This is a genomic window from Ruminococcus sp. RTP21358st1_G6_RTP21358_211008, assembly GCF_040908885.1.
Classification (GTDB): domain Bacteria; phylum Bacillota; class Clostridia; order Lachnospirales; family Lachnospiraceae; genus Blautia_A; species Blautia_A faecis.
Genome location: NZ_JBDGDM010000022.1, coordinates 14,800 through 27,535 on the forward strand (window position 1 = coordinate 14,800; position 12,736 = coordinate 27,535).

8 protein-coding genes are annotated in these 12,736 nt (G+C 44.3%); all 8 read right to left on the reverse strand.

Going from position 1 to position 12,736, the window contains the following annotated elements:
- Position 1: 1 nt before the first annotated feature.
- Complete coding sequence (locus AB5Z12_RS10315; RefSeq protein WP_148463179.1) at positions 2-1,366, reverse strand: GH1 family beta-glucosidase; 1,365 nt, start codon at positions 1,364-1,366, stop codon at positions 2-4.
- A 215-nt stretch (positions 1,367-1,581) separates the two neighbouring features.
- Positions 1,582-4,101: a glycoside hydrolase family 2 protein gene (locus AB5Z12_RS10320; protein WP_368357189.1), complete on the reverse strand. Its 2,520-nt coding sequence runs from the start codon at positions 4,099-4,101 to the stop codon at positions 1,582-1,584.
- A 297-nt stretch (positions 4,102-4,398) separates the two neighbouring features.
- Positions 4,399-6,207 carry an amylosucrase gene (locus AB5Z12_RS10325; RefSeq protein ID WP_173716134.1) on the reverse strand — a complete coding sequence of 603 codons (1,809 nt, stop codon included), beginning with the start codon at positions 6,205-6,207 and terminating at the stop codon, positions 4,399-4,401.
- Positions 6,208-6,280: 73 nt separating this feature from the next.
- A complete protein-coding gene (locus AB5Z12_RS10330; protein WP_368357190.1) occupies positions 6,281-7,774 on the reverse strand; it encodes a glycoside hydrolase family 32 protein in 1,494 nt (497 codons plus the stop codon).
- A gap of 97 nt (positions 7,775-7,871) precedes the next feature.
- Positions 7,872-8,735 carry a carbohydrate ABC transporter permease gene (locus AB5Z12_RS10335; protein ID WP_330382723.1) on the reverse strand — a complete coding sequence of 288 codons (864 nt, stop codon included), beginning with the start codon at positions 8,733-8,735 and terminating at the stop codon, positions 7,872-7,874.
- Positions 8,732-9,613, reverse strand: a complete 882-nt coding sequence (locus tag AB5Z12_RS10340) for a carbohydrate ABC transporter permease (RefSeq protein ID WP_118581952.1) — start codon at positions 9,611-9,613, stop codon at positions 8,732-8,734. The genes AB5Z12_RS10335 and AB5Z12_RS10340 overlap by 4 nt, the downstream gene beginning before the upstream one ends.
- A gap of 205 nt (positions 9,614-9,818) precedes the next feature.
- Positions 9,819-11,081, reverse strand: a complete 1,263-nt coding sequence (locus AB5Z12_RS10345; RefSeq protein WP_173716089.1) for an ABC transporter substrate-binding protein — start codon at positions 11,079-11,081, stop codon at positions 9,819-9,821.
- Between the two features lie 604 nt (positions 11,082-11,685).
- Positions 11,686-12,672 (reverse strand): LacI family DNA-binding transcriptional regulator, encoded by a 987-nt coding sequence (locus AB5Z12_RS10350; protein WP_118581958.1) that lies wholly within the window; start codon positions 12,670-12,672, stop codon positions 11,686-11,688.
- Positions 12,673-12,736 lie beyond the last annotated feature (64 nt).

A 12,736-nucleotide genomic window follows, 5' to 3' on the forward strand; every position in this document is an offset into this window, starting at 1 on the left:
ATTACAGATTTTCTCCGTTTGTTTCGATAATATTTTTGTAGAAATATGCGGAATCCTTCCAGGTCCGCTTCTGTGTATTGTAGTCTGTGTAAACAAGTCCGAATCTCTGGGAATATCCGTATGCCCACTCGAAATTGTCCATTACGGACCATGCGAAATATCCTGCCAGATCCACACCGTCCTCAGCTGCACGCTTGTAAGCGCCCAGATAACGAGCCATAAAATCTACACGGGCCTGGTCGTGAACCTTTCCGTCCACACCTACCCAGTCATGGGAAGCCATGCCATTCTCTGTGATCATAAACGGCTTCTTATAACGCTCCTGCATAAATTTTGGCGCCCAGTACAGAACCTCAGGAGTTACCGGCCAGCCAATTGCAGTCTGTGGGAATCCATCATAACGTGCTGCGCGGACTGCTTTTCCATCCTCACCGGCACGAACGGTTACGGCATTGTAAATGTTCTGTCCGTAAAAATCAAGTGGCTGTGAAATCAGCTTCATATCAGCATCTGTTACTTTCGGGAAAAACTGTCCGAACTCTTTCAGAATGTCCTCCGGATACTGTCCCAGATAAACCGGATCACAGCAAAGAGCAACGTCCCAGCTGCAGGCTCCGATGGAGTTCTCCGGGAGACTGAAATTTGCTTTTCTTGCGGCTTCAATGTCTTCCGGCTTGTTTGTCTCCGGAACATAAAGGGCTCCACATGGTGCCATACTGATCTTTACAGGCTGTTTGCTGAACTCACGAAGCGCTTCTACTGCACGACCATGGGCTTTCAGTACGTTGTGCCAGATACGGAAATAATCGGATGGACCAACCTTCAGGCCTGGTGCATGCTCACCGGTCTGATATCCAAGGCCAACTACGCACTGCGGCTCATTGATGGTGAAGAAATTCTTTACCCGGTCTGAGAAATGCTCTGCCACTACTTTTGCATACTCGTAAAACCAGGATGGAGAATTTGGATTCATCCAGCCGCCCTGTAAATGAAGGGCGTATGGAAGATCCCAGTGATATAAGGTAACAAATGGCTCAATTCCGTTGTCCAGAAGTTCATTGATCAGGTTGTCGTAGTATTCCAGACCTTTTTCATTGACTGCGCCTGTGCCTTCCGGCATGATGCGCGCCCAGGAAAGAGAAAAGCGGTATGCTTTCATGCCCATTTCTTTCATGATCTGAACGTCTTCTTTGTAGCGGTGATACTGGTCGCAGGCTGCATCGCCTGTCTGGTTCTCATAAATGTGTCCACCGTCTTTGCAGAAAATATCCCAGATGTTCAGGCCTTTTCCGTCTTCATAAGCAGCGCCTTCTACCTGGTAGGAAGCGGTTGCACCGCCCCAGATAAAATCTTTCTTAAATCCCATGGTGTAATTCCTTTCTCTATTATGTGTGAGGAGAATTTTTTAAATGTGTGTTTCGATTCTCCTGATTGATCTATGTCTCGTAACATTTTATGTGATTACTCTATTTTTACTTGTGTTTAATTTCCACAAACTTCTGTCTGCCAGCAAAAATTAAGTATCTGACGTTTTGATGCGGAATGCGATTCGTATGTACTACTATTTTCGCACGCACTTTATTAGTGATATGTATGATAAATATCGTAAATCCGAACGCCGTCTTTGGAAATCTTCTGGTCTTCTACCGGCACAAGTGTGACTGCTTCCTTGTCTGTAAATGCAACCACATTCTCGTTCCAGATGGTATCCGCGCTGATTCCCTCCAGCATGCAATACGGAACAAAAGTATCTGTCTGAATGGAAACGCTTCCGTCTGCATTCTCAGTTACCTTAAATGCAGGATCTTTCAGTTCCAGATATTTGACTGGAACAAATGTCTCGAATTCTTTCTTGGAAACCTTCTGTCCGTTCTGTTCATACTCATATTCGACAACAAAGAATACGCTGTCATCACGACCTGCGATCAATTCCTTGTATTCTTTCTCAAACAGGCATTCCGCACTGAGTGCAGGTACTTCTTTGGATACTTCCTGCTCCTCGATTACCTGGAAGTCCAGTGTTTTCACCGCGATTTTCGCTTTTACCGTTACCGAGTCAAGTGTCTCGTTTGAAATCCAGAAGCCCATGTGCGTCTCTTTTTTCTCAATGCTTCCTGCCACATTGTCGCAGAAGCCTTTTGCCATATAATGGAGAGCCTTGTATCTTCCGTAATAGTCCATACTGGACCAGGACGCAACTGGCCAGTTATCATTGAACTGCCAGTAAATACTTCCCATACATCTGCCGCGGTTTCTTCTCCAATGCTCCGTCGCTTCCTTCATGGCATATCCCTGAAGGATCTGGCTTAGGAAGATCAGGCTTTCCAGGTCTTTCGGATAACGGAAGGTCTCGGATAAATAATACAGGATCTTGCCGTTTGCCGCCGGATTTTTCTGATGGCTCTCCATAACTCTGGAGAAAAGGTTGCGGTCTTTTTCCCCGGTAAAGGTCTCTACGGTCTTGATAGATGGAAGGGACTGGAAGCCAAACTCGGAGCAGAAACGGAAATAGTGCTTCATGTACTCGCTGAATGGTTTCTGACCATGCCATACATCCCAATAATGGCAATCTCCCCGGTTTTCATCACATGGATTGTCGAAGCTTCCTCCTGATGACGGGGAAGACGGCCAGTAGAACGCATCTGGTGCGTTTTCTTTTACCACATCTGCAAGGAGGAATTCGAACTGATACAGGTAGTCTCTCTTAAGAGACGGTGCATGTCCCTGAGCATCCTTCCAGTCTGTCCATGCGCATTCCAGCTCATTGTTTCCACAGATCAGGCCAAGGCAGGCATGATTGCGGAAACGGAGGATATTGTCTTTTGCTTCAATTGCAATATTCTCTGCAAAGTCCGGTGTTACGTCGTAAATGTTGCAGGCGTACATCAGATCTTCCCAAAGGAGAATTCCGTATTCATCGCAGAGATCGTAGAATTCGTCGGATGGGTAATATCCGCCGCCCCATACGCGAAGACAGTTAAAGTTTGCAAATACGCAGGCTCTTACATCGCGCTCCAGGATTTCTCTAGTGATCCTTGGGTAGAAGCAGTCATCCGGAATGTAATCTGCGCCCCGGGCAAAAATCTTTACGCCGTTTACCATGATGGCAAATTCCTGGCCCCACTGGTCATCCTCACGGGATACCGTGACGGTGCGGAGACCGATGCGGTACTCCCTGGCATCCAGAACGGTCTCGCCGGCTTTCAGCTGGATCGTCAGGGTGTATAAAGGTTGTTTACCGTAGCCGTTTGGCCACCACAAAGCAGGGTTCGTTACGTTTATATCAGAGTTGGTACCGGTGTAGATGAGAGCACCGGATGGATCACGGAGTTGGTAAAAAAGCTGTAAGCCGCTGACTCCGGGCTGTGCGCTGCCGCCAGATTCTGGCTGTGCTGCAGAATTTCCATTTGACTGCATAGCAGTATTTCCAGCTTTTACAACCTGTCCATCTGCTTTCTCAATTTCACTTCCAATATGAAGTGTCACGGCTCCATCCATATGCTCCTGGCGGATCAGGGATTCGCCCAGTCTTGCAGTATCAAAGCAGCAGAGCTCCACACCGCGGAAAAGTCCCACATCTGGAAGCTTTGGGCCCCAATCCCAGCCGAACATGGAGTGTGCTTTACGAATGTACTGGCTTCCAGAGGTAGTTCCGGTGTTGGTAAAATGAATCTCTCTTCCTTTCTCCGGCTTGTAAGTCTCAATGAATTTTACCGGGGAGGCGATATGAAGTTCCAGAAGGTTCTCGCCTTCTTTTACCAGCTCTTTCACCTGGTAGACCCAGGTGCGGTGCATATTCTCAGTATGTCCAAGCTTCTTTCCATTTAAAAAGACATCTGCCACAGTATCAATTCCGTAAAAGGTAAGAAGAATCTCCTCACTGGCAATCTCTTCTGCGCTTACAGAAAAAGCGCTTCTGATGTCAAAATCATTTTTCCAGAATTCTGTCCATTTGTACTCATTCATTCCATAATATGGATCCGGAAGAATTCCTTCTTTGCAAAAAGTCTCCATGGCGGAGCCGGGCACATTCATGTCATACCAGGTGTCCTGGCCGCTGATGGATATCTGAAAATTGTCTTTTAAGTCTCGCTTTATCATATGGTTATCCTTTCTTGTCAGCAAGCCGTTCAAAAATATTAAGATATGTAAATATAATTTAACAGTCCTATGAAGCAATGTCAACCATATACCAGTGGAGATTGTTACTGTTTATGATTTACTGTTCACACCGACCAGTAACACGCTTCGCGATGCACAGAAAGACGAACCTTCTTGTGACAAGCACAAGAAGTAGCATTTGCTGCGCAAACTTAATCCTCATGTTTTCTGTGAACTTTGTTCACAAAAAACACCCGGGAGTACAGAGACAATCCTCTGTTCCCGGGTGTTTCTTCATCAGTTAATTTTTTTCAGCCAGAAGAAGCCATATGCAGGCACATTTACACCTGCAGCCTCCATCTCCTGTCCAGTGATCAGATCCTTATAAATTCCATCACGTTCATTAATCCATGCGGTCTTATCATATTCACTGAAGTTAAACAGGCCGTAAATTTTCTCTCCTTCATAATAACGGCCAATGCAGAGAATACTGTTATCCCATGTATCCACAGTCCAGGTATCCGCATTTGTCATAAATGCCTTCTCTGTTTTGCGGATTTTTTCCAGCTGGAGCAGACGTTTGTTCAATTTACCCTCCACAGTTCTGGCGTTGCCGCTCATGGCTGCGCGATCCCAATTCATAGCCCCTCTGTGAATGTATCGGGAATCCGGTGCTTTGTCCGGATCATTTTTGTATGAATAATCATTTACCTGTCCGATTTCATCTCCACTGTAGATCACAGGAATTCCTGACTGCATGAACATATAGGCATGAAGCATAACATCCAGCTGGATTGCTTTTTCCATTGCCGCTTTGTTTTTCTCAAATCCCGCCTTCTCAATACCGCACATGGAAGCGGTGGTTCCGCAGAATCTTGCATCTCCAGTTACCGGATCCTCATTGTAAAGCACTCCGCGGCTGTTGCTCTCCCCTGCAAAGCCCTGGAAATAGTCATTGAGATATTTCTTATGAGAACGTTCTTCAATGCCTTCCTGCTGAAGTGTGGCATAGTCCAGTCCCCAGCCAATATCATCGTGGCAGCGCAGATAATTCAGGAATACGTAATCCTTCGGCAGACCATTTACAATATCAAGCTGTTTTTTCAGAAGACGCACGTCCCTGGTGGCAACGGTATGCCATGTAGTTGCCATTGTAGTTACATTGTAAAGCATATGGCATTCCGGTTTTTCTACAGTTCCAAAGTATGGCACAACCTTTTCAGGCTCCATAACTACTTCTCCAAGAAGAATCACTCCCGGGCATACAATCTCGCTGATCAGGCGCATCATACGCACAATGGTGTGTACCTGCGGAAGATTCCGGCATGGTGTGTTCAGCTCTTTCCAGATATAGGGAACTGCATCAATTCGGATTACATCAATTCCCTTGTTTGCAAGGAAAAGGAAATTATACATCATCTCATTGAAAACCCGAGGATTTCCATAGTTCAGATCCCACTGATAGGGGTAAAAGGTGGTCATTACATAATGCCCGATTTCCGGCAGCCAGGTAAAGTTACCCGGAGCTGTGGTCGGAAATACCTGAGGCACTGTTTTCTCATAGAGGGATGGAATATACGAATTGTCGTAGAAGAAATAACGGCTCATATATTCCCCGTCGCCCTGGCGGGCTTTTTTTGCCCATTCATGGTCTTCCGAAGTATGGTTCATAACAAAATCCATACACAGGCTGATGCCTTTTTTGTGGCAGGCACCGGCAAGTGCCTCCAGATCATCCATCGTTCCCAGATTTTCCTGTACTTTACGGAAATCAGCCACTGCATAACCGCCATCAGAACGGCCTTTCGGCGTATCCAGAAACGGCATCAGATGAATGTAATTTACGTTGTTTTTTTCCAGATAGTCAAGCTTGCTTTCCACACCTTTCATGTTTCCTGCAAAATTGTCTATGTAAAACATCATGCCAAGCATGTCATTTTTCTTATACCAGCCCGGATCTGCTTCACGCTTTTGATCCAGTGCCTTCAATGTGCTGCTTCGTTCTTCATAGAAGCGGTGCAGCTGATCGCATAACTCGAAAAACATGGAATCATTTCCATAAAGCTCCATGTACAGCCAGCGTAATTCATCTGTTTTCTTTGCCATACGATCCTGAAAGATCTTATCTGTTTTCTCTCTTTGCTTCACTTTATATCCTCCTCGTATCTACTGGCAATTCTCAAAACTTCAGCTCGTACTTTGTAACATCCATCTCCACTTTGCCATCTGCAAAGAAGGAAATTCCATCTGCCTCCAGATCTGTATAAATCGTTGCAGTCATCACATGTTCTCCATCATTTACAAAAATCTCAGCACTAAAGCGATCCAGGATCAGCCGAAGCTTAATTTCTCCATTTTCACTATTCACAAGGCTTCTTCTCTGATGGATAATTGCGCGTCTGGAACCGGAGAACTTACGGTCAATTTTCAATACGGATTCATAAGGGCGGAAGCTTACTGCTGTATGGTACGTATCATTCTGGGCAAAACGCACTGCAAATTTCTTATAAATATTCTGCGCATCTGCCGGGCGAAGAGTGATTTCCATATCCACGCATCTTCCCTCTATGCCATCCAGACGAATTACATCCTCAAAAGCAACATTCTTATATTCTGTCTTATTTGTGCGAAGCTTCTCAATTTCCCGAACCGGTTTCTGGATCAGGCGGCCGTCTTTAATGGAAAGCTCTCTCGGAAGGCTCATCTGTCCAAACCATTTCCCCTTCGGAATTCTGTTATTCGCGCATGTGTCCCAGTTCTGCATCCAGCCGATCATAATTCTTCTTCCGTCTGGTGCTTCCACTGTCTGCATTGCATAATAGTCAATACCATAGTCCACTGCCTGGTCTTTTTCCGGGATAAAGGTTTTGGTCTCCTCATCAAATTTACCAATCAGGCAAAGAGTTCCGTCACCATTGTGGTACTCAAAGTCTTTTGGAAGCATATCCTGAGGGCTTACGAGTACTACGTCTTTTCCATCCAGGGTAAAGAAATCCGGGCACTCCCACATTTTTCCGAATCTGCCATCATTAGAAAGCATTACGGATTCAAACTCCCAGTTAAACCCATCCTCACTTCTATACAGAAGAATACGGCCGCCTGTTCCGTCCGCTCTGTCATTTACGATCACGCAGCGGTAAGTGCCATCCTCGCATTTCCACATTTTCGGATCACGGAAATCAAAGGGACTGCTGTTTTCCGGCATGTCTTCTGCCGTAAGAATCGGATTGCGTACATCCTTTTCATAGTCCATTCCATCACCAACTGCAAGGCTTTGTGTCTGTATGTCGCGGACACCTCCATCCGGCTGTGCTTCTTTTCGCACACTGGTGTACATGAAAAGCTGTTTTCCATCTGGAAGCGTAATGGCACTTCCTGAAAAACATCCCACATAATCATATGGCATGTCCGGGGCAATGGCTGCCGGAAGGTATTCCCAGTGAAGAAGGTCATCACTTACCGCATGTCCCCAGTGCATTGGTCCCCACTGGGAATCATATGGATAATACTGGTAAAATAAATGAAATTTGTCTTTGTAATAAGAAAAACCATTGGGGTCATTCATCCATCCAACTTTTGGAGATAAATGAAATTCCGGTCTCTCCAAAGGTGTAATATTCTGAGCCATTGCATCTTCGTATCTTCTGGCATCTCTTAAAGTCTGACTTATCATAATCATATCTCCTGTTGTTATTTATTATTCAAAACACATTTCAAGATAGCACTTATGGAGCCCAAAAATATCACTATCTTTGGACCCCATTTTGGTTTTAGCCTTTTACTGCTCCGGAGGTAACACCTTCAACGATGTAACGCTGCAGGAACAGATACAGAACCAGGATCGGGAGCATAGCCAGAAGGAGGGCGGCCATTACCAGTCCGAGGTCTGTTGAATAAGTACCATAGAATGCCTGTGTTGCAATCGGAAGAGTATACAGTTCTTTACGTCCGAGAACAAGGCTTGGAAGAAGGTAATCATTCCAGAATGCCATTGCATCAATAATCGCAACTGTTGCGATGGTTGGTTTCAGAAGCGGAAATACAATTTTCCAGTATGTCTGCCATCTGGTACATCCATCAATAAATGCTGCTTCTTCCAGTTCCATCGGAACGCTGGTGTGAATTGCACCGTGGAACATGAATGTTGCCATGGAAAGGGAAAATCCCACATGCATAAGGATCAGAGTAATACGGCTGTTCAGTACTCCAAAGATACCACCGTAAAGAGAAACCAGCGGGATCATAAGTACCTGGAACGGAATAACCATAGATGCAATCATCAGGGAAAACAGAATACCGCATGCTTTCCATTTATTACGAACAATTACAAACGCTGTCATTGCAGAAAGCATAATTGTAAGGATCGTAGAAACTGTAGTAATCAAAAGAGAGTTTGTAAAAGATGTTGCAAAGTTCATCTTTTTCATGGCATCTGTAAAGTTAGTCAGAATAAAGCCGTGAGAGCCAACCAGTGCCAGCGGATCTGCCGTGATATCACCTTTTGTCTTAAACGCATTGAAAATTACCATGATAAACGGGAAGATAAATGCCAGAAACAGGATAACCAGCACTGCTATTGTAATAAAATGGCTGACTTTTTTCTTCTGAGCTGCTTTTTTGTTTTCATCCATCATGCTGCCACCTCCCCTTTCTTACCAATGTAAACCTGAGTAACTCCTACGATTGCGCAGACAACAAACAGAATTAATGCCTCTGCCTGGCCGGTACCGTAATTTTTGTAAGTAAATGCCTGATTGTATACGTGCATAGCTGCCATTACAGAAGAGTTAAATGGCTCACCTTTTGTCAGGGAAAGGTTTACATCATATACCATAAAGCATCTTGTGATCGTTAAGAAAAGACACTGTACAAAAGAAGATCTCATAAGTGGGATCGTTACGTTAATGGTTGCCTGTGTCTTGGTGCAGCCGTCGATCTGGGCTGCTTCCATAAGGCTCTTGGATACGCTCATAAATCCGGCTACATAGATCAGCATCATATATCCTGCGTACTGCCACACAGATACGATGATCAGACATGCCATTGCACCGTTGGTGGTTGCCAGCCAGGAGGTGGAAAGAGCACCTACAGAAAGAGATTTTCCAAGTGATACAAATGCACGGTTAAATACGAATTTCCATACATAACCAAGTACGATACCACCGATCAGGTTCGGAACAAAGAAGCCTGCACGGAAGAAGTTCTGACCTTTAATTCCGCTGGTAAGAAGGTATGCAAGGAAAAATGCTACCACGTTTACCAAAATTACAGCGATAACAGAATAAATCAAGGTACGTCCAAGTGCCTGCCAGTAAGCTGCATCCTGGAATGTAGCAATGTAGTTTGCCAGTCCAACAAATGGTTTGTCTTTTGAAACACCGTCCCAGCTTGTAAATGTAAGATATAATCCGTAGATAAATGGAAGGATTACAACTGCACTAAACAGGACAGTGGAAACGCCAGCGAACATCAAGTACTGTTTTACTTTATATTTCATGGTGTTTTGTTCCATAATCACGATCCCCTTTCCCTTTTCTTTTTTGTCTCCACCCTTTTCCCGCTGCCTCCGAAAATCTATAATCCAGTACTTTTCTTTTTGTGAGGGAAAGAGGCCGCACGCCGCATGGCACAGGCGTGCAGCCTCTTGAGGGGTGGCAAATTTCTATAAAACTACAGTATGTTTGTTAAATTAATAAGTTGTTACCAAAGGATAATTCTTAGTGCTCTACAGGAGTTGTGTTCTTCCAGTAGTCTTCAATCTCTGCTGCAAACTCAGCTCTGTCAATCTGTCCTGCGAGATATTTCTGGAAGGTTGCACCACAAATGGAAAGATGATCATCCGGAAGGTAATTGTAGTTATCAATCAGAGAGCCTTCATCTGCATATTTCTTAACAGATTTTCCAAGTGGATCGGATACTTCTTTTTCATTGTTAGAGAATGCAGGTACAAGTGCACATGTCTCAGCAATGAAGCTCTGTCCTTCATCGGAATCAGCAAGCCATGTAAGGAAGTCCTTAGCTGCCTGACGCTGCTCATCACTTGTTGCATCAGAGGAATCGATCATCATGAATTTGGAACCTCCACCAACAAGCTTCTCATTGGATCCGTCATCTGTGTTCTGCGGTACCGGCATCATTCCCATATTCTCTGTATAATCATATGCATTGATTACAGACCAGTCCCAGTTTCCTCCGAACATGAATGCGATCTGTCCTTCAGCAAGCATCATCTCGGTTGTCTCACGCTCTGCAGCGATTGCAGAATCTTTTGCGTAGTTATTCTCCATCATTACATCGAAGAAGTCCATAAGAGAATTGAATTTCTCATTGTTTGCAAGGTCTGCTGTTCCTTCATAAAGAGAGGAAACAAATGCTTCTACATCTGGCTGCTGCTCGTAAACCTCAGCAAGGAAGTGAGCTGCAAGGGACCAGTCCTCTTTCATGATACCGGTAGGTGTTTCCATTCCACCTTCTTTCAGTTTCTCAAGAAGCTCTTTAAAAGAATCAAGTGTCTTGTAATCATCCGGATTGAAGGTCTCGCCTGTGATTGCTTCGATTGCATCTGCATTGTAAATAACACCGCGTGCTTCAAGGCAGGTCGGGAAACCATTGATCTGTCCGTCAACTCCGATTGCGTAATCAGTCTCATTAACCCAGCTCTGATCGCTTAAATCAATTGCATGGTCTGCTGCAAGTGAATAGATATCTTTCGGGTCTACCATAGCGATTGTATATGGATCATTCGCAGAATATCTGGTAGCCAGATGAGCAGATACTGTATCACTATTGTAATAAACCTCTACGCCAACGCCGGTCTCTTCTGCATACTGAGCAGCTAATTCTTCGAACTGGCTCTGAACCTCCATCTTGGAGTTAAAAATTGTGATGTTCACATCGTCTGCCATAACCGGTACAGATACACTTGCCATTGTTGCTGCTGCAGTTGCAACTGCAATTGCCATTGAAATACGTTTTTTCATTTTTGCTTCCTCCTGTTTTTTACGTTCTTGTTCGGACGTTTTCTTTATGGTTGTATGATAGCATTGCGTCTCAAATATGTCAAGCGGTTGTCATATATTTTTGTCCATTTCACATCACTTTGTTACATTTATACTATTTAGCTCTTTATGTTTTGTGCACTTTTACATGCTTTTTTCGTGTCTGTAGTTCATTTATTTTATTTTTCTTGTTTTTTACGAAAATTGCTTCATTTTTTATCACAACCGCATGTCATATTCCTTATGCATCTGATCAATTCCGCGCGAAGCGTTTTTTTGTATAGCAGAAATATTACAGAGTAATTTCCTGCTATACAAAAAATCAGCTGTCATATTGTATTCTGAAATGTTTCAAAAACACCCCAGAATACACAATATGACAACTGACTGGAAAATTTTTCGAAGATAAAAAAATATTAACAATTCAGTAAAGCGGACATTCGCAATCCGCTTCGCTGTTTGCTCATGAACGCAGTCGCTTCGCGATCTGTCAGTGGGAGCTGAAGGCTCCCACTGACAGAAGCATCCCCCCTCACTCGCCGCTTAGTGCTCCGCGCACTTGAAGCGGGGAAATGCTTATCTGCGTTCAAGTCGTCCCTCGCTCAACCAGTGTAACCGGAAATACTGTCTTAGTAGGTACAACTTTCCCCTCATCAATCTGCGCAATAGCTGCTACTGCCAATTCTGCCATCTGTTCCACAGGCTGATGAATTGTCGTAAGTCCCGGACTTGTAAACTGGGCAATATTCACATCATCAAAACCTACGATCTTCAGTTGCTCCGGAACCTTGATTCCCAGATCTGCGCATGCCTGCAGTACATAGGCACCAATAACATCTGAACTGGCAAATACACCGTCCACATCAGGATTATCCACCAGTGCCTGTCTTACATATTCATAATATTCCAGAGAATCAAAAAGACGGTTATCCGTTACCATAACCACATTTTCTTCATTTCGATTCTTACAGATATCACGAAATGCAACCTCGCGGAGATCTCCTGGCATATGAATGTCAACCCCTGCACTTACTCCGCCGATAAACATCAGCTTCCTGCAGCCTTTCTCAATCAGAAGCTCCGTTGCCAGCACACCGCCCTGATAGTTATCACATTCAATCCCGGATGTCCCTTCATCCATAGAACGTTCCAATGTGATCAACGGGAAATCAAGATCTTCAAATTTCTCAGTTTCAAAACTTCCACTGCAAAGAACAACGCCGGTCACTCTTTCGCTCTTGCACATCTCAATACACTGTTCCTCACGTTCTTCTTTATACCTGGAAACAAAAAGCATGATACGATATCCCTGCTTTGCAGCCTCTCGCTCCAAACGGCTTAGTACCTTGGCAAAATAAGGATGTTCAATATTCGGCAAAATAACTCCTATCGTATTACTCTTCTGCTTTGACAGTGCGCGAGCTGTCTCATTAGGCTGATAATTCAGCTCTTTCATCACCTGATATACTTTCTCACGGGTCTTATCACTGATATATCCTCTGTTATTCAGGACTCTGGAAACTGTTCCTACCGTTAGGCCTGAGGCCTTCGCCACATCCTTAAGTGTTGCCATATATGTAAATCTCCTTTATTGCGAGCTGCAGTTTTTTATTTCATCTTGATTTTATCACCTCGTA

Bases quoted from the DNA above. Each gene is read 5' to 3' on its own strand.
- AB5Z12_RS10315 (WP_148463179.1), bottom strand. From the start codon at position 1,366: ATGGGATTTAAGAAAGATTTTATCTGGGGCGGTGCAACCGCTTCCTAC.
- AB5Z12_RS10320 (WP_368357189.1), bottom strand. From the start codon at position 4,101: ATGATAAAGCGAGACTTAAAAGACAATTTTCAGATATCCATCAGCGGC.
- AB5Z12_RS10325 (WP_173716134.1), bottom strand. From the start codon at position 6,207: ATGGCAAAGAAAACAGATGAATTACGCTGGCTGTACATGGAGCTTTAT.
- AB5Z12_RS10330 (WP_368357190.1), bottom strand. From the start codon at position 7,774: ATGATAAGTCAGACTTTAAGAGATGCCAGAAGATACGAAGATGCAATG.
- AB5Z12_RS10335 (WP_330382723.1), bottom strand. From the start codon at position 8,735: ATGATGGATGAAAACAAAAAAGCAGCTCAGAAGAAAAAAGTCAGCCAT.
- AB5Z12_RS10340 (WP_118581952.1), bottom strand. From the start codon at position 9,613: ATGGAACAAAACACCATGAAATATAAAGTAAAACAGTACTTGATGTTC.
- AB5Z12_RS10345 (WP_173716089.1), bottom strand. From the start codon at position 11,081: ATGAAAAAACGTATTTCAATGGCAATTGCAGTTGCAACTGCAGCAGCA.
- AB5Z12_RS10350 (WP_118581958.1), bottom strand. From the start codon at position 12,672: ATGGCAACACTTAAGGATGTGGCGAAGGCCTCAGGCCTAACGGTAGGA.